The sequence below is a fragment of the Agromyces arachidis genome, assembly GCF_052805135.1.
Genome location: NZ_JBRBDK010000009.1, coordinates 59680 through 76941 on the forward strand (window position 1 = coordinate 59680; position 17262 = coordinate 76941).

Annotated in this window: 18 protein-coding genes and 1 tRNA gene; 11 read left to right on the top strand and 8 right to left on the bottom strand. The window is 72.2% G+C overall.

Features of this window, described 5'->3' with window-relative positions:
* Positions 1-7: 7 nt before the first annotated feature.
* Positions 8-592 carry a hypothetical protein gene (locus ACUY4T_RS12315; RefSeq protein ID WP_446019253.1) on the bottom strand — a complete coding sequence of 195 codons (585 nt, stop codon included), beginning with the start codon at positions 590-592 and terminating at the stop codon, positions 8-10.
* A gap of 135 nt (positions 593-727) precedes the next feature.
* On the opposite strand from ACUY4T_RS12315, the gene cysS reads away from it, so the two are divergent.
* Positions 728-2152, top strand: coding sequence for a cysteine--tRNA ligase (cysS, locus tag ACUY4T_RS12320; RefSeq protein WP_446019254.1), 1425 nt, complete (start codon positions 728-730; stop codon positions 2150-2152).
* Positions 2149-3162, top strand: coding sequence for a 23S rRNA (guanosine(2251)-2'-O)-methyltransferase RlmB (gene rlmB, locus ACUY4T_RS12325; RefSeq protein WP_446019255.1), 1014 nt, complete (start codon positions 2149-2151; stop codon positions 3160-3162). The genes cysS and rlmB overlap by 4 nt, the downstream gene beginning before the upstream one ends.
* A 3-nt stretch (positions 3163-3165) precedes the next feature.
* Here rlmB and ACUY4T_RS12330 read toward each other — a convergent pair whose 3' ends face one another.
* Positions 3166-4482 carry a DUF4032 domain-containing protein gene (locus ACUY4T_RS12330; protein ID WP_446019256.1) on the bottom strand — a complete coding sequence of 439 codons (1317 nt, stop codon included), beginning with the start codon at positions 4480-4482 and terminating at the stop codon, positions 3166-3168.
* A 79-nt stretch (positions 4483-4561) separates the two neighbouring features.
* A complete protein-coding gene (locus tag ACUY4T_RS12335) occupies positions 4562-5662 on the bottom strand; it encodes an ABC transporter ATP-binding protein (RefSeq protein ID WP_446019257.1) in 1101 nt (366 codons plus the stop codon).
* Between the two features lie 262 nt (positions 5663-5924).
* Between ACUY4T_RS12335 and ACUY4T_RS12340 the strand changes: the two genes are divergently transcribed.
* The 3 genes from ACUY4T_RS12340 (at position 5925) to ACUY4T_RS12350 (ending at position 8096) form a co-directional block, all read left to right on the top strand.
* Entirely contained in the window at positions 5925-6851 is a 927-nt protein-coding gene (locus tag ACUY4T_RS12340; RefSeq protein WP_446019258.1) for a DsbA family protein, read from the top strand.
* Positions 6852-6932: 81 nt separating this feature from the next.
* A tRNA-Thr gene (locus ACUY4T_RS12345) sits at positions 6933-7008 on the top strand.
* The gene (locus ACUY4T_RS12350) at positions 7008-8096 is read left to right on the top strand and encodes a DMT family transporter (RefSeq protein WP_446019259.1); all 1089 of its coding nucleotides are present in this window, start codon (positions 7008-7010) and stop codon (positions 8094-8096) included. The genes ACUY4T_RS12345 and ACUY4T_RS12350 overlap by 1 nt, the downstream gene beginning before the upstream one ends.
* On the opposite strand, the gene ACUY4T_RS12355 is transcribed toward ACUY4T_RS12350, so the two are convergent.
* On the bottom strand, positions 8080-8631 hold the full coding sequence (locus ACUY4T_RS12355) for a nitroreductase family protein (protein WP_446019260.1): 552 nt from the start codon (positions 8629-8631) through the stop codon (positions 8080-8082). The two genes, ACUY4T_RS12350 and ACUY4T_RS12355, sit on opposite strands and share 17 nt — an antisense overlap.
* 2 nt (positions 8632-8633) lie before the next feature.
* Positions 8634-9035 carry a peptide-methionine (R)-S-oxide reductase MsrB gene (gene msrB / locus ACUY4T_RS12360; RefSeq protein ID WP_446019261.1) on the bottom strand — a complete coding sequence of 134 codons (402 nt, stop codon included), beginning with the start codon at positions 9033-9035 and terminating at the stop codon, positions 8634-8636.
* Positions 9036-9220: 185 nt separating this feature from the next.
* Between msrB and ACUY4T_RS12365 the strand changes: the two genes are divergently transcribed.
* From ACUY4T_RS12365 to groL, 4 genes are all read left to right on the top strand, one after another.
* Complete coding sequence (locus ACUY4T_RS12365) at positions 9221-9562, top strand: DUF3263 domain-containing protein (protein ID WP_446019262.1); 342 nt, start codon at positions 9221-9223, stop codon at positions 9560-9562.
* Positions 9559-10101, top strand: coding sequence for a LytR C-terminal domain-containing protein (locus ACUY4T_RS12370; protein ID WP_446019263.1), 543 nt, complete (start codon positions 9559-9561; stop codon positions 10099-10101). Before ACUY4T_RS12365 ends, ACUY4T_RS12370 begins: the two co-directional genes overlap by 4 nt.
* Before the next feature lie 205 nt (positions 10102-10306).
* Complete coding sequence (locus ACUY4T_RS12375) at positions 10307-10510, top strand: cold-shock protein (RefSeq protein WP_067948690.1); 204 nt, start codon at positions 10307-10309, stop codon at positions 10508-10510.
* A gap of 183 nt (positions 10511-10693) precedes the next feature.
* Positions 10694-12313, top strand: a complete 1620-nt coding sequence (groL, locus tag ACUY4T_RS12380) for a chaperonin GroEL (protein WP_446019264.1) — start codon at positions 10694-10696, stop codon at positions 12311-12313.
* A gap of 119 nt (positions 12314-12432) precedes the next feature.
* Here groL and ACUY4T_RS12385 read toward each other — a convergent pair whose 3' ends face one another.
* The 3 genes from ACUY4T_RS12385 to ACUY4T_RS12395 all read right to left on the bottom strand — a co-directional run bounded on the left by ACUY4T_RS12385 (position 12433) and on the right by ACUY4T_RS12395 (position 15433).
* Positions 12433-12723, bottom strand: a complete 291-nt coding sequence (locus ACUY4T_RS12385) for a WXG100 family type VII secretion target (protein ID WP_446019265.1) — start codon at positions 12721-12723, stop codon at positions 12433-12435.
* A gap of 145 nt (positions 12724-12868) precedes the next feature.
* On the bottom strand, positions 12869-14698 hold the full coding sequence (locus ACUY4T_RS12390) for a sensor histidine kinase (RefSeq protein ID WP_446019266.1): 1830 nt from the start codon (positions 14696-14698) through the stop codon (positions 12869-12871).
* A gap of 42 nt (positions 14699-14740) precedes the next feature.
* Entirely contained in the window at positions 14741-15433 is a 693-nt protein-coding gene (locus ACUY4T_RS12395) for a response regulator transcription factor (RefSeq protein WP_446019267.1), read from the bottom strand.
* A 154-nt stretch (positions 15434-15587) separates the two neighbouring features.
* Here ACUY4T_RS12395 and folP point away from each other — a divergent pair, with 154 nt between their 5' ends.
* Positions 15588-16472 (top strand): dihydropteroate synthase, encoded by an 885-nt coding sequence (gene folP / locus ACUY4T_RS12400; protein ID WP_446019268.1) that lies wholly within the window; start codon positions 15588-15590, stop codon positions 16470-16472.
* Entirely contained in the window at positions 16469-17215 is a 747-nt protein-coding gene (locus ACUY4T_RS12405; protein ID WP_446019269.1) for a pyrimidine reductase family protein, read from the top strand. Before folP ends, ACUY4T_RS12405 begins: the two co-directional genes overlap by 4 nt.
* Positions 17216-17262: the final 47 nt, after the last annotated feature.

Here is a 17262-nt window from a genome sequence, read left to right on the forward strand (position 1 = left end):
CATGCGGTCAGCACCGTGCATCCGGGCGCGCCGTGAGGGCGACCGCGATCCAGGCGAGGGCGAGCGGGATCGAGTTCACGGGCACCAGGAACATCACCGGGATGAGCAGGGCGACGGCGATCCCGACCCACCACGGCCAGACCCGGCGGCGGAGGGCGCCGAGCACGCCGACGACGGCCAGGCCGATCGCGGTGAGCGATACCTCGACGAGGAACACCTCGACGGGCGGCTCGACCCCGGTGGCCGCGACCCACGCCATGGTGACGCCCGACGTGCCGAGCCCGATGATCGCCGGCAGCCACGCGGCCAGCCGTGCGCCGCGAGGGGCGAGCGCGGCGAGCGCGACCGCGGCGGCGACGAACGCGCCGCCGCCGAGGCCCTCCGATGCGCCGCCGAGGCCCTCGGCGTGATCGCCGACGTCGGTGCCGCTGAGCGCTCCGGCGGCACCGACGGCGAACTGTGCGGCGTACAGTGCCACCGCGGTCCAGGCGGCCGATCGGGCCCGGGTGCGACGGCGTGTCGTCGAGGCATCCGGGACGGGGACGGCGGCGTCCGCGGAGGCGGAGGAGAGCGGGCGGTGGTCGACGGACATGGTCGTGCTCCTTCCGAGGCGACGGGGACCGGGATCCGTCCGGTCGAACGACCCGTCGGAACGAGGGTCGCGCTGGAGGCGTCCCGCCCGGTCGGGCGCCCGTCCCGGATCCCGGGCGGCCGGTACGCTTGACGGGTGACCGTACGACTCCACGATTCGAAGGCCCAGGCCCTGCGTGACTTCGTGCCCCTCCAGGAGGGGCACGTCGGCATGTACGTCTGCGGACCCACCGTGCAGTCGAGTCCGCACATCGGGCACCTGCGCAGCGCCCTCGTGTACGACATCGTGCGCCGGTGGTTCCTGGCGCGCGGGTACGCGGTGACCTTCGTCCGGAACGTGACCGACATCGACGACAAGATCCTGAACGCCGCCGCCGAGGAGGGCATCGGCGAGCAGTGGTGGTCGCTCGCGTACCGGGTCGAGCTCGAGTTCACCGCCGCCTACAACACGCTCGGCATCCTGCCGCCGACCTACGAGCCGCGCGCGACCGCGAGCGTCACGCAGATGCAGCGGATCATCCAGCGGCTCATCGACCGCGGGCACGCCTACCCGGCGCCCGACGGCTCGGGCGACGTCTACTTCGACACCGGCAGCTGGCCGGCCTACGGCGAGCTCACCCGGCAGGCGCGCGAGAACATGGAGGCCGCGGCCGACTCCGACCCCCGGGGCAAGCGCGACCCGCGGGACTTCGCGCTGTGGAAGGGGCACAAGGCGACCGAGCCGCGCTCCGCCGGCTGGGAATCGCCGTGGGGCCCGGGCCGGCCCGGATGGCACATCGAGTGCTCGGCGATGGCCGCGCGCTACCTCGGCCCGGAGTTCGACATCCACGGCGGCGGCCTCGACCTGCGCTTCCCGCACCACGAGAACGAACTCGCCCAGTCGACCGCGGCCGGCGACGGCTTCGCACGCTACTGGGTGCACAACGGCCTGGTGAACATCGGCGGGCAGAAGATGTCGAAGTCCCTCGGCAACTCGGTGTACGCGCACGAGCTCACCGCGCTGGCCTCGCCGCTCGCGGTGCGCTACTACCTCGGGCAGGCGCACTACCGGTCGACGCTCGACTACTCGCCCGAGGCGCTCGCCGAGGCCGAGGCCGCGGTCGATCGCATCCGCACGTTCCTGTCGCGCGTGGAGCGCCGGCTCGCCGGCACCCATCACGCCGACAGCGGCGCGGATGCCGCGTGGCCCGATGCCTTCGCCGAGGCGATGGACGACGACCTCGGCGTGCCGCAGGCCCTCGCCGTGCTGCATGAGACCGTGCGGGCCGGCAACCAGGCGCTCGACGACGAGGACCTGCCGACCGCGGCGATGCGGCGCGGGCAGGTCGTCGCCATGGTCCGCGTGCTCGGCATCGACCCCGCCGACCCGGCCTGGGCGACGGAGGCCGGGCCCGTGGCATCCGCACTCGACAGCCTCATCACCCGCCTGGTCGAGGACCGCCGCGCCGCGCGCGACGCGAAGGACTGGGCCACCGCCGACCGCATCCGCGCCGAACTCGCCGATGCCGGCATCACCATCGAAGACAGCCAGACCGGAACGCATTGGAGCCTCACCTCATGAAGGGCAGCAGCGGAAAGCCTCGCGCCGGAGCGGTGCGCAAGAAGGGCAAGGGCCAGAAGGTCGGGACCGGCGGCCACAGCCGCAAGGCGCTCGAGGGCAAGGGCCCCACGCCGAAGGCCGAGGATCGGCCCTACCACCAGGCGTACAAGAAGAAGGCCGCAGCCGAGCGTGCCGCGGCGAAGTCCGGCGGGCGCGCGCCCGCGCGCGCCGGTGCGCCTCGCGGAGCCTCGGGTGCCGCCCGGCGATCGAAGTCGGGCGACGAGTCCGAGATCGTGACCGGCCGCAACGCGGTCGTCGAGGCGCTGCGCACGCGCATCCCCGCGACGACGCTGTACGTGGCCGCTCGGATCGAGATGGACGACCGCGTCAAGGAAGCCGTGAAGATCGCGACGAACCGCGGCATCCCCATCCTCGAGGTCATGCGGCCCGAGCTCGACCGGCTCTCCGGCGAGGGCGGCGTGCACCAGGGCCTCGCGCTCAAGGTGCCGCCCTACGAGTACGCGCACCCCGTCGACCTGCTCGACGAGGTGCTCGCCGATGACGGGACGCCGTTGTTCGTCGCGCTCGACGGCGTGACCGACCCCCGCAACCTCGGGGCGATCATCCGCTCCACGGCGGCGTTCGGCGGGCAGGGGGTCATCGTGCCCCAGCGCCGGTCGGTCGGCGTGACGGCCGCCGCGTGGAAGACCTCGGCCGGGGCGGCTGCACGCGTGCCCGTGGCGATGGCGTCCAACCTGACGCAGACGCTCAAGGCGCTGAAGGAGCGCGGCGTCTTCGTCCTCGGCCTCGACGGCGACGGCGACGTCTCGCTCCCGGGCCTCGACTTCGCCGACCGCCCGATCGTGGTGGTCGTCGGCTCAGAGGGCAAGGGCCTGTCGCGCCTGGTCACCGAGACGTGCGATGCGATCGTGTCGATCCCGATCTCGGCGGCCACCGAGTCGCTGAACGCGGGCATCGCCGCATCCGTCACGCTCTACGAGATCGCGAAGCTGCGCGCGGCGCGCGACTAGCCGTCAGACCTTCAGGCGCCAGTCGCCCTCGTCGTCGGGGTCGTGGATCGGCACCTCGTCGGTGTCGGTGGCGACCGGCAGCGCGGTCGTGATGGCCTCCGTCGGCGGCCCGATCACGGTCGCCTCGTCGCGCCGGTGGCGCAGCACGTCGTTGATGTACGAGGTCAGCGCCTCGGCGAGGGGCACGTCGTGGCCGCGCTGCTGCGCCATGTACCAGCGGTGCTCGAGCAGTTCGTGGAACACCTCCGCGGGTTCCAGCTTGCCGCGGAGCTCCTGCGGCACCGCGCGCACGACGGGCTCGAAGACGCGCATCTGCCACTCGTGCGCCACCATCTCCTCGTCGAGGTCCTGCTTGTTGTAGGCGGCGCGGTAGGAGTCGAGGTCGTTGAGGAGGCGCCGGGCCTGGTTCTCGCCGGCGTCGAGCCCGGTGAGCCGGAGCAACCGACGCTGGTGATGCCCGGCGTCGACGACCTTCGGCTGGATGCGCAGGGTCGTGCCGGAGGAGTCGGTGCGGATGGCGAGCTCCTCGATGTCGAATCCGAGGTCGTTCAGGCGGTTCACCCGCTCGTTGATGCGCCAGCGCTCGCCGACGCCGAACGACTCGGACCCCGTCAGCTCGGTCCACAGCTTGCGGTACGCGTCGACGATGCCGTTCGAGATGTTGACCGGGTCGAGCTCGTCGGCGACGCGGCCGCCGGCCTCGAGGTCGAGCAGTTCGCCGGCGATGTTCACCCGGGCGATCTCGAGGTCGTTCTCGCGCTGCCCGTTCGAGAGTCCGCCCTCGTAGAGCTTGCCGGTCTCCGCGTCGACGAGGTAGGCCGCGAACGCCCCCGCATCGCGGCGGAACAGGGTGTTCGACAGCGAGACGTCGCCCCAGAAGAACCCCACGATGTGCAGGCGGACGAGCAGGACCGCGAGGGCGTCCACGAGGCGCGTCGCGGTGTCGGGCCGCAGCGTCTGCGAGAACAGCGCGCGGTAGGGCAGCGAGAACCGCAGGTGCCGCGTGACGAGTACCGGCGCGAGTTCCTCGCCGTCGGCATCCGTGCGGTTCGTGATGACCGCCACGGGTTCGACGCAGGGGATCTCGAGGCGCTGGAGCATGCGCAGCATCTCGTACTCGCCCTTGGCCATCTCGGCCGTCGTCTCCTTGATGGCGACGACGTGGCCGCTGAGGTGCGCGAAGCGGACCAGGTGCCGGGAGATGCCCTTCGGCAGCGCCGCGATGGTCTCGTTCGGCCAGGCCTCGAGCGCGAGGTCCCACGGCAGGTCGAGCAGGGCGGGGTCGGTCATCGCCGACGTGATCGAGAGTGTGCCGCTCATCAGGCCCAAGCGTACCCGGGAACGACGATGCCGGCCGGGCCGAGGCCCGACCGGCATCGCGGTCGCAGGATGCGACGGATCAGTTGGCGACGGCAGCCGGGTTGAGCCGCTGGCCCGACTCGGCGTCGAACACGTGGATGTGCTTGGGCGTCGGCAGCAGGTAGACCGTCTCGCCGGCGTTCGGGTGCACGCGGCCGTCGACGCGCGCGACGATGTCGGTGCGCTTGCCCTCGATGGTGGAGTGGCCGTAGAGGTAGCCGTCCGCGCCGAGCTCCTCGACCAGGTCGACCTCGACCTCGATGCCCTCGCCGGGCGTGTTCGAGACGGTGATGTCCTCAGGACGGACGCCGACCGTCACGACGGAGCCGGTCGCGTGGGCGATGGCGTCGCGCTCGACGGGCACGACGGACTGCCCGAACTTGACGCCGCCGTCGGCGAGGTCGGCGTGGAACAGGTTCATCGCCGGCGAGCCGATGAAGCCCGCGACGAAGACGTTGTCGGGCCGCTCGTACAGCTCGCGCGGGCTGCCGACCTGCTGCAGCACGCCGTCCTTCAGGACGGCGATCCGGTCGCCCATCGTGAGCGCCTCGGTCTGGTCGTGCGTGACGTAGACCGTGGTGACGCCCAGGCGGCGCTGCAGCGAGGCGATCTGGGTGCGCGTCTGGACGCGGAGCTTGGCGTCGAGGTTCGACAGCGGCTCGTCCATGAGGAACACCTGGGGCTGGCGCACGATCGCGCGGCCCATGGCGACGCGCTGGCGCTGGCCGCCGGAGAGCGCCTTCGGCTTGCGGTTGAGGTACGGCTCGAGGTCGAGGAGCTTCGCCGCCTCGAGCACGCGCGCGGCCCGCTCCTCCTTGCCGACGCCGGCGATCTTGAGCGCGAAGCCCATGTTCTCGGCCACGGTCATGTGGGGGTACAGCGCGTAGTTCTGGAAGACCATGGCGATGTCGCGGTCCTTCGGCGGCACGTCGGTGACGTTGCGGTCGCCGATGAAGATGTTGCCGTCGTTGACCTCTTCGAGGCCGGCGAGCATGCGCAGCGAGGTGGACTTGCCGCAGCCCGAGGGGCCGACGAGGACGAGGAACTCGCCGTCCGCGATCTCGAGGTCGAGCTTGTCGACGGCCGGGCGGGTTCCGCCGGGATACAGGCGGGTGGCCTTGTCGAACGTGACTGATGCCATGGTTCTGTGCTCCTTCACCGGCAGGTACGTGCCGGACGATCCGTAGTGAATGGAAACGCCGACCTCGGTGTCGACGCTCCCTCAGTATGTCACGTGGCCGCGGACGAGCCGCATCGAGCCGGTCGTCCCCGGCGTTCGCCGAGGCCGCATCGAGGCCGTGTGCACGTCCCGTTTGGGCGATTCACAGTGTGCGCTCCTACACTCTTCGATGCGTGCGCCTGCATCCTCGCGCGCCCTCACAGCGACCCGGAGTTGACCATCCATGAGCACTGGCGGACCCATCCAGCCGCGCCCCACCCGCAACGAGCGACGTGAGGCGGCCCGTGAGAAGGCGCGACTCCTCCGCGAGGAGCAGCGCAAGAAGGAGCGCCGGAACCGATTCCTGATCCAGGGCGGCGTCGTGGTGGCCATCGTCGCCATCGCGGCCCTCGTCTACGGGATGATCGCCGCCAACATGCCGACCGACGGGCCCGGCCCCCGCAACATGGCCAGCGACGGCATCCTGCTGGTCGGCGGCGAGAACGGCATCGAGGCCGTCGAGACCCCCGCGATCCCGGCGGGCGGCGACCCGACGCCCACCGAGCCCGACGAGAGCGGCACCGTCGCCAACATCGTCGTGTACGTCGACTACCTGTGCCCCTACTGCGGGCAGTTCGAGCAGACCAACTCCGAGTCGATGCGCACGCTCGTCGAGCAGGGCGCCGCGACCCTCGAGATCCACCCGATCGCGATCCTCACGAACAAGTCCGCGGGCACCCAGTACTCGCTCCGGGCCGCGAACGCCGCCGCCTGCGTCGCGGAGGAGTCGCCGGAGGCCTTCTTCGACTTCAACGCCCTCATGTTCGAGAACCAGCCCGAGGAGCTCACCGCGGGCCCGTCGAACGCCGAGATCAAGGAGCTCGCCGCGGAGGCGGGCGCGGCGTCGTCGGTCGACGAGTGCATCGACGACACGCAGTTCAAGAGCTGGGTCGAGGACGCCACCAACCGGGCGCTCACGCAGCCGATCCCGAACTCCGACCTCGAGTCGGTCAAGGGCACCCCGACCGTGCTCGTGAACGGCAAGCAGTACGTGGGTTCGCTCGAGGACCCGGCCGAGTTCCGCGCCTTCGTCCTCCAGGCCGCTGGCGAGAGCTACTCCGAGTCGAACGGCACGCCGACCCCGACCCCGACGCCCACCCCCGCGGGCTGATCGTCGCGGACCGGCCCGGACCCGATGGGTCCGGGCCGTCGTCGTCCCGCCGGCCCGATCGGTAGGATGTGGGGGAGTCACGCCGGCTTGGCGCAATTGGTAGCGCACCGCTCTTGTAAAGCGGTGGTTACGGGTTCGAGTCCCGTAGCCGGCTCCATGTCGATCACGCCGGCCCCCGCATCCCGCCCCGACGAGGGCGGTTCGGCGGCGCCGTCGCACCACTCGCCCCCGCACGCCCACGCGGTGGACTCGCGCGTGCCGATGTGGGTCGCGATCGCGTTGACGATCGTGTCCGGTTCGCTCGTGGCGCTGCAGTCCCGCGTGAACGGCCAGCTCGCGCGGGCCATCGACGACTACTCGGTCGCCGCGGTGATCTCGTTCGGCTCCGGACTGGTGCTGCTGCTCGCCGTCGTCGTCGCCTGGCCAGGCGGCCGCCGCGGCCTGCGGCGTCTCGGGGTCGCGTTCCGCGCCGGCGCCGTGCCGTGGTGGATGCTGCTCGGCGGGGTGGCGGGGGCCTGGTTCGTCGCCACCCAGGGCATCGCCGTCGGCGTGCTCGGCGTCGCCCTCTTCACCATCGGCGTCGTCGCCGGGCAGACCCTCGGCGGCGTCGTCTTCGACCTGATCGGCATCGGCCCCGGCGGCCGGCGCCCGCTCACGGTCGCGCGCGTGGTCGGCGCCGCCTTGGCGCTCGCGGCGGTCGCGTGGGCCGTGTCGGCGCAGGTCTCCGCGTCGGTGCCGCTGTGGCTGATGCTGCTGCCGTTCGCGGCGGGCATCGGTGCCTCGTGGCAGCAGGCCATGAACGGCCGGGTCCGGACCGCGGCGGCGAGCGCCCTCGCCGCGACGGTGGCCAACTTCGCCGTCGGCACGACCGTCCTGCTCGGCGTGATGCTCGTGCACGCGGCATCCTCCGGCTGGCCCGCGGCCATGCCGACCGAGTGGTGGCTGTACTCCGGCGGCGCGATCGGCTGCGTGTTCATCGCGGCCCAGGCGGTGCTCGTGCGCCGCGTGGGCGTGCTGCTGCTCGCCCTCGGGCTGGTCGCGGGCCAGCTCTCGGCCGCGTTGGCGCTCGACCTGCTGATCCCTGCGACGGGGCGTCCCGTCGGGATCGCGACGATCGGCGGCACCGTGCTGGCGCTCGTCGCGGTGGCGCTCGCGGGCGTCCGCTGGGCGCGCCCGAAGCACGTCGCCGCGCCAGAGGCGGAACCGGTCGCCGAGGCGGCGCGGCCGATCAGTCCAGCGAGCTGAAGCGCGCCGCGACGTCGACGGCGACGCGCCGCTCGGGGCGATCGCGGTCGGGCCTGCCTCCGACGTAGAGCCATCCCAGCAGGCGCTCGCCCGCGGCCAGCCGGTGCGCGTCGGCGACGATCGGATGGCGCGTGAGCGGGCCGGTCCGCCACATCACGGCCCACCCGGCCTCGTCGAGCAGGAGCGAGAGCAGGTGGCCGACTCCCGCGGCCGTCGCCTCCTGCTCCCATTCCGGGACCTTCGGGTGCGGCCGGGTCGTCGCCACGAGGGCGAGCAGCAGCGGAGCGCGCTGCGGCTTGGCCTCGAGCTTGGCCGCCGCGGCGCCCTCGGCTCCGGCGGCGGCGGCGAGCGCCCGTCCCACGCGCCCGCGGGCTTCGCCACGGATCGCGATGACCCGCCACGGCGCGAGCGAGGCGTGGTCGGCCACGCGCGCCGCCGCGGCCAGCAGGTCGAGCAGCTCGGCGTCGTCGGGGGCGTCGTCGGTCACCTTCGGCCAGGATCGCCGGGCGAGCGACGCCTCGCGAACGGATGCCACGCTCAGGACTCGGGTGCGAAGTCGAGCGCGATCGAGTTCATGCAGTACCGGTCGCCCGTCGGGGTGCCGAATCCGTCGGGGAACACGTGCCCGAGGTGCGAGCCGCAGTTCGCGCAGCGCACCTCGGTGCGCACCATGCCGAGCGAGGCGTCCTCGAGCAGTTCGACCGCGTCGGGGCGGACGGACTCGTAGAAGCTCGGCCAGCCGCATCCGGAGTCGAACTTCGTGCCGCTCTTGAACAGCTCGGCGCCGCACGCGCCGCACGTGTAGACGCCGGCGCGCTCCTCGTCGAGGAGTTCGCCCGTCCACGCGCGCTCGGTCCCGGCCCCGCGCAGCACCGCGTACCGCTCGGCGCCGAGCTCCTCGCGCCACTGCTCCTCGGACTTGTTCACCTGGTACGCCATGCGGACTCCTCGTCGTTCGTCTCATCCCATCGTCGCAGTTCCCGCGACAGGCGGTGCAACGCATGACGGGCCGTGCATGTTCCGCGGAGTGCCCGGGACCCGGGTGGCGTGCCGGCCCAGCGGCATCCGCTCTCTAGGATGTCCTCTGACGAGTGGGCGACCGCGACGGACTCCGAGGAGGTGCGATGGCCGCAGCAGGACGGCGGGGGCCGGAACCGATCCCGGCGCGCTCGGGCGAGGGCCTCGACGAGCACCGCCTCGGCATCCTCGTCTTCGAGGCGCGGGCCTGGCGGGATCCGGCGCGGAAGGCCGACGCGATCCGCGACGAGCTCGGGATGTCGGCCGCACGCTACTACCGGCTGCTCGGCGAGCTGGTCGACGATCCGGCCGCCCTCCGCCATGATCCGATGCTCGTGAAGCGGCTGCAGCGCCAGCGCGCGGCCCGAGCCGCCGCCCGCGCGGAGCGGACGATGCCCACCGGCGTCGCCGCGGATCCGCGCCGGCCCCGACCTCGGCAGGACCCATGACCCAGAAGTATCCGAGAGACCGGTTCGACTCGATCCCGCACGGCATCGAGCGGGTGGGGGCGCACCGCGCCCCGGCGCGACGCGGGTCGCGCTGGGTCGCGTTCGGCTGGGCCGCGCTCGCGACCGTGGTCCTCGCCGGCGCGGGCATCGCGGCGGTCAGCGTCTACAACGACCGGCTCGACTTCGGGGGCGGCGAGCCCGTCCCCACCCAGTCGCCGGTGGCGACGGCGCCCCCGACCATCGCGCCCGACGTCCCGGTCGCCGTGCTGAACGGCACGACCACGAGCGGCCTCGCGGCGAGCGTGGGCGAGACCCTCACGGCGGGCGGCGTGCAGGTCGGCATCACCTCGAACGCCGACACCTCCGACATCGAGACCACGGTCGTCTACTACGCCGCACCCGAGCTCGAGGGGGCCGCGCGCGGCGTGCTCCAGCTGCTCCCCGTCGGCGACGTGCGGCTGTCGGAGGAGTTCGGGGTCACCGGCATGCAGCTCGTCGTGGTGCTCGGCGCGGACTACGCGTCGCAGGCCCAGGGCTGACGACCGGGAATCGTTGCAAATCTGCGATCATTCGCGGCGCCCGGGCCCTTGTGCCCGGTCAGCGGCCTGTGACTATCTGGATTCGGCCGCTCGCACGCGCGTGGCGCACCCGGTGCCGGGCCCCCGGCGCCGGGTCGGCTCGTCGGCGGCCCGGTACAGGCGACGGCACGTGCTGACTCGGATACAGGCAACATGGGAGCAACGCATGGCGAACGGAACCGTGAAGTGGTTCAACGCTGAAAAGGGATACGGATTCATCACCGTCGACGGCGGAGGCCAGGACGTCTTCGTCCACTACTCCGCCATCGACATGGCGGGGTACAAGGTCCTGGAGGAGGGCCAGCAGGTGACCTTCGAGGTCGGGTCGGGCTCCAAGGGCCCGCAGGCCGAAGCGGTCCGCCCCGCCTGAGTCCGCACCCGTCGAAGCGCCGCCGGCGACGCCGGCGGCGCTTCCGCGTGCGCGGGCCGGGCGCAGCCGCCGCAGCTCGCTTGCACTCGGCGCGGGTGAGTGCCAGAATCGGTTTGGCACTCTCTCGTTTTGAGTGCTAAACCCTTGGAATCTTTGAACGTCCGGAAGGGACGAGAGACACACATGGCAAAGATCATTGCTTTCGATGAGGAGGCCCGCCGCGGGCTCGAGCGTGGGCTCAACCAGCTCGCCGACGCGGTCAAGGTGACCCTCGGCCCGCGCGGCCGCAACGTCGTCCTCGAGAAGAAGTGGGGCGCCCCCACGATCACCAACGACGGCGTGTCGATCGCCAAGGAGATCGAGCTCGACGACCCGTACGAGAAGATCGGCGCCGAGCTCGTCAAGGAGGTCGCCAAGAAGACCGATGACGTCGCCGGCGACGGCACCACGACCTCGGTCGTGCTCGCCCAGGCGCTCGTCCGCGAGGGCCTGCGCAACGTCGCGGCCGGCGCAGACCCCATCTCGCTCAAGCGCGGCATCGAGAAGGCCGTCTCGGCCGTCTCCGAGGAGCTGCTCTCCGCCGCGAAGGAGATCGAGACCAAGGAGCAGATCGCCGCGACCGCGTCGATCTCGGCCGCCGACGCGCAGATCGGCGAGATCATCGCCGAGGCGATCGACAAGGTCGGCAAGGAGGGCGTCGTCACCGTCGAGGAGTCGAACACCTTCGGCACCGAGCTCGAGCTCACCGAGGGCATGCGCTTCGACAAGGGCTACCTGTCGGCGTACTTCGTCACCGACCCGGAGCGCCAGGAGGCGGTGTTCGAGGACCCGTACATCCTCATCGCCAACCAGAAGATCTCCAACATCAAGGACCTGCTCCCGGTCGTCGACAAGGTGATCCAGTCGGGCAAGCAGCTCCTGATCATCGCCGAGGACGTCGACGGCGAGGCCCTGGCCACGCTCGTCGTGAACAAGATCCGCGGCATCTTCAAGTCGGTCGCCGTCAAGGCGCCGGGCTTCGGCGACCGCCGCAAGGCCCAGCTCCAGGACATCGCGATCCTCACCGGCGGCCAGGTCATCTCCGAGGAGGTCGGCCTCAAGCTCGAGAACGCCACCCTCGACCTGCTCGGCCAGGCGCGCAAGGTCGTCATCACGAAGGACGAGACGACCATCGTCGAGGGCGCGGGCGACCCCGACCAGATCGCGGGCCGCGTCGCCCAGATCCGCTCGGAGATCGAGAACACCGACTCGGACTACGACCGCGAGAAGCTGCAGGAGCGCCTCGCCAAGCTCGCCGGCGGCGTCGCCGTCATCAAGGCGGGTGCGGCCACCGAGGTCGAGCTCAAGGAGCGCAAGCACCGCATCGAGGACGCCGTCCGCAACGCGAAGGCCGCCGTCGAGGAGGGCATCGTCGCCGGTGGTGGCGTCGCCCTCATCCAGGCCGGTGCCAAGGCGTTCGCCACCCTGTCGCTCGAGGGCGACGAGGCGACCGGCGCGAACATCGTCCGCGTCGCGATCGAGGCCCCGCTCAAGCAGATCGCGCTGAACGCCGGTCTCGAGCCGGGCGTCGTGGCGAACAAGGTCGCCGAGCTGCCCGACGGTCACGGCCTGAACGCCGCGACCGGCGAGTACGGCGACCTCATCGCCCAGGGCATCATCGACCCGGCGAAGGTCACCCGCTCGGCGCTGCAGAACGCCGCGTCGATCGCCGGCCTGTTCCTCACCACCGAGGCCGTCGTCGCCGACAAGCCCGAGAAGGCCGCTGCGGCCCCCGCCGACCCCACGGGCGGCATGGACTTCTAGTCCGCACTGCACCACGCGCGAAGGGCGCCTCCTCCGGGAGGCGCCCTTCGTCGTCCGCGGCCGCTCCTGCTGCGACGCGGGGCGGCGGCGGGATCGGATCGCCCGCCGTGACGCGCCGATCAGCGGAGGAAGAGCCGGGCGTTCGCCGACTCCGCATCCGCGTAGTGCGCGGCCGCCGTGCCCAGCGCCTGGCCGAGGCCGGCAAGGCTCTGCTCCACCTGGAGCTGCGTCGCGCGCCAGTCGCTCACGGCCGCCTGGAACGCGGTGGCCGCCTGTCCGGACCACGAGCCCTGGAGCCCGGTCAGCTGGGCGACGAGGGACGCGACCTCGGACTGGATCCGGCCGATCGTCCCCTGTGCGCCCGCCGTGGCCGCCGCCACCTGCTCGCTGTCGACCTGGAATCGCGTCATCGTGTGGATCCTCTCCTCGCGGTCGCCCCGAGCCGATCCCGGGGCGTCGGTCGCAGGCTACGCACGGCGAGCGGTACGAGCTCCGATGCGCGCTCACGCGCTCCGGCCCGCCGGCGAGGCGGCGACTGTGGAGGAGCGGTGCCGATCAGGAGGCCGCGACCGGCTGCGGCGCCGCCGTCGAACCCGCGAGGGGGAGCGCCACGCGGAAGGTCGCGCCGCCGCCGGGGGTCTCGACGACGTCGACCTGGCCGTTGTGGGCGTTCACGATCGACGACACGATCGCGAGCCCGAGACCGGACCCGCCGGTCTCCCGGGTGCGGGACGTGTCGGCGCGCCAGAAGCGCTGGAAGATCTTCTCGCGGATCTGGGGCGGGATGCCCTCGCCGTGGTCGACGATCTCGAGCACGGCGCGCTCGGCCTCGTCGTCGACCGAGACCCGGATCTCGATCGGGCTGTCCTCGGGGGTGAAGCGCATCGCGTTGCCCATCAGGTTCGTGATGACCTGGCGGACCTTGTTCTCCTCGGCGAGGACGACGGCGCGCCGGACCGGGACGTCCGACTCGTCCGCTCGGGGGGCGCCGGACGTCGGCGACGCCATGGCCGAGGCGGGCACGACCAGTTCGCCGGTCCGCGCCGCGGCCGCGCCGACCCGCGCGGCATCCGGGCCGCCGCCCCGGGCCGCACCGCGGCCGCCGCGTCGCCCGCGGCCCCCGCTCTCCGCGCCGGCCCCGACGCCGGTGCGCCGCCCGCGCAGGCGGGCGAGCGTCGCCCCGGCGAGGGCGATCGCGCCGCCGGTCCTCGTCGTGGCCGAGTCGAGATCCACCTCGACGTCGCCGGACACCACGTCGGCGGAGCCGGTGCGGACGTCCTCGGGCGCGATCACTGTCACCTCGCGCCCGGGGTTGGCCGCCATGGCGTCGAGCGCGGCGTCGCGGGCGAGGGGCACGAGATCGACCTCGGCGAGGTCGAGCGGCTTCGCCTCGTCGAGGCGGGCGAGGGCGAGGAGGTCCTCGACGAGGCCGCCCATCCGGATGGCCTCCTTCTCGATCCGGTCCATCGCCTGCCCGACGTCGTCGGGGGTCTGCAGCGCGCCCATGCGGTACAGTTCGGCATAGCCGCGGACCGACACGAGCGGGGTGCGCAGCTCGTGCGACGCGTCGCCGACGAACCGGCGCATCTGGTCGATCGTCCGGGCACGGTCGCGGAACGCGCGGTCGATCCGGTTGAGCATCGTGTTGAGCGACCGGTTCAGGCGTCCCACCTCGGTGTTCGGGGTGGCCCCGGCAAGGCGCTGTCCGAAGTCGCCGTCGGCGATGGCGGCGGCGGTCCGCTCGACCTCCCGGAGCGGAGCGAACGTCGAGGTCACCAGCATGCGCGTCAGCAGCGCTCCGACCAGGACGACGCCGAGACCGAAGCCCAGGAAGATCGTGAGGTAGGCGGCCAGGATCCGCTCGGTGTCGCGCGAGGAGATGGCGACGATGATGGGAGCGAGACCGCCCTGCTGATCGGCCGTCGCCACCGCGTACACCCCGCGGAAGGTCGGTTCGCCGCCCGTGTCGTAGAGCGAGAACACGCGGTAGCCGCCACTGGAGTTCCAGGCGTACACCTCGCCCTGGGTGAGGCGCTCCGGGAGCATCGGGAAGGTCGACGGATCGCGGTCCTTCCAGTTGTGGTCGCGGAACTCGCCGGTGCGCGCGTCGTACAGCGCGATGAAGACGTCGTCGTTGGCGGAGCTGAAGTCGAGGTCGTCGGTCCCGCGGGTGGCCCCGGGACCGCCGTCGAAGTACTTGTCGAGGTCGCCCGAGGCGATCGCGCTGAGCTTCGACTCGAGCTGGGCCTCCACGTAGGTCCGCAGCATCGCCGCGGTGCCGATGCCGGACACGAGCAGTCCGAGCGTCAGCATGAGCACGGTGACGCCCGTGATCTTCGTGCGGAGCGAGACGCGGCTCCAGCGGTCGGCGACGGTCTGATGCATGGCGTCGGCGAGTCTACGCAGGCACCCTGTACCGGCCCTGTACTACGCCTTCGATGACTTCAGCATGTAGCCGAAGCCGCGCTTGGTCTGGATGAGCGGTTCGGAGGAATGCTGGTCGAGCTTGCGGCGCAGGTACGAGATGTAGCTCTCGACGATGCCGGCGTCGCCGTTGAAGTCGTACTCCCACACGTGGTCGAGGATCTGCGCCTTGGACAGGACGCGGTTGGGGTTCAGCATCAGGTAGCGCAGCAGCTTGAACTCGGTGGGGGAGAGCTCGACCGGCACGTCGCCGACGAGCACCTCGTGCGTGTCCTGGTCCATCGTGAGCTCGCCCGTGCGGATCACCGCGTCCTCCTCGGCGTGCATCGTGCGGCGCAGGATGGCGCGGATGCGCGCGACGATCTCGTCGAGGCTGAACGGCTTCGTCACGTAGTCGTCGCCGCCGACGGTGAGTCCGGTGATCTTGTCCTCGGTGTCGTCCTTCGCGGTGAGGAACAGGATGGGCGCGGTGTACCCCGCCGATCGCAGGCGCTTGGTGACGCCGAATCCGTTCATGTCGGGGAGCATCACGTCGAGGATGATGAGGTCGGGCTCCTCCTCGAGCACCGCCGAGATGGTCTGCGCTCCGTTCGCCACCGCGCGCACCGCGAAACCGGCGAACCGGAGGCTCGTGGTCAGCAGGTCGCGGATGTTGGGCTCGTCGTCCACGATCAGGATCCGGGGTCCATCGCTCATGCCTCGATTCTCCTGCGCGCGGGCTGGAACCTGGCTGGGAATTCATCGAGCGCGGTGCGAGCGGATGCCATGAACCGGCCGTGGCGGCATCCGCCGCATGGAAGACTCGCGGCATGTCATGCGAACGGACGGGCTGCACGCGGCGGGGCCGCGGATGAGCGACGGGAGCGTCCGCCGCATCGGACCGCGCGAGTTCGACTTCGCCAGGCAGGTCGCCGTGATGGCGATCGTGAACCGGACGCCGGATTCGTTCTACGACCGCGGCGCCACCGACGACCTGGACCGCGCGGTCGCCGCCGCACGGGCCGCGATCGACGACGGCGCCGACTGGATCGACATCGGCGGCGCGAAGTTCGCGCCCGGCCCGCCCGTGCCCGTCGACGAGGAGGCGGAGCGCGTGGTCCCCGTGGTGGCCGCGCTCGCCGGTTCCGGAGCCGTCGTCTCGGTGGACACCTTCCACCCGGAGGTCGCGCGTCGGGCGATCGACGCCGGCGCGCACGTGATCAACGACACGACGGGCATCCACGACCCCGAGATGGCGGAGGTGGTCGCCGCCGGCGGGGCCGCGATCGTGATCACGCACAGCCTCGCGGCGCCGCGCACGCCCCACCCGGGGCCGGCGTACGGCGACGTCGTCGCCGAGGTGACCGCGTTCCTCCGCGAACGGGTCGAACTCGCCGTGGCGCACGGCGTGCCCCGCGAGCGCATCATCGTCGACCCGGGCCACGACCTGAACAAGAACACGCTGCACTCGCTCGAGCTCACACGCCGGCTCGACGAGGTCGCCGCGATCGGCCCGCCGTTGCTCGTCGCGCTCTCGAACAAGGACTTCATCGGCGAGAGCCTCGGCCGGCGCGACCGACGCGAGCGGCTGGCGGGATCGCTCGCCGCCGCCGTGTGGTGCATCGGAAGGGGAGCGCGGATCGTCCGGGTCCACAACGTCCGGGAGACCGTCGACGCCGTGCGCATGGTCGAGGCGATCGAGGGATGGCGCCAGCCCGCGTACCTCGAGCACAACATGACGGGAGCGGACGGATGAGCCCGCGCGAGGCGGCTGAGTTCGACGCCGACCGGATGCACGCGGCGTACGCGGTCGACGTCGTCGACGCCGCGCGGCCCGGCGACGCCGCGTTCTGCCGGGTGAACATGGTCGCGAGCCTCGACGGCGCCGCGACGCTCGGCGGGCGGAGCGGGGCGCTCGGCGACCATCAGGACCAGCGGCTGATGTCGGTGCTGCGCTCTCACGCCGACGTGGTGCTCGTCGGCGCCGGCACCGTCGAGGCCGAGGGCTACGGCGGCGCGGGAGTCGTCGACTCCGATGCCGCGTGGCGCGCGGCCCGCGGGCGGGCGCCGCAGCCGAGGTTCGCCGTCGTCTCGACGCGTCTCGGGCTCGGGCCGGACCATCCGTTCTTCGCCGAGGCCCTCGCCCGGCCCCTCGTGGTCACGAGCGAGCGCTCGCCGTCGGACCGCCGACGGGCGCTCGCCGACGTGGCCGACGTGATCGTCGCGGGCGAGCGGCGGGTCGACCTCGCGCTCGCGCTCGCCGAGCTCGCGGCGGTCGGCATGCCGTCGGTGCTGTCGGAGGGCGGGCCGTCGCTGTACGGCGCGCTCGCGGAGGCGGACCTCGTCGACGAGGCCTGCCTCACGCTGAGTCCCACGCTCGTCGCGGGCCGTGCGGGGCGGGTCGCCGCATCCGAGCACGAGGCGGCCAGGCGCATGCGGCTCGTGCACGCGCTGCCGGGGGAGCGGATGCTGTTCCTGCGCTACGCGCGAGCCGGTTGACACGGGTCCACCATCTGCCTAGATTCGGCCTGCGGCGCGCGCGGCGC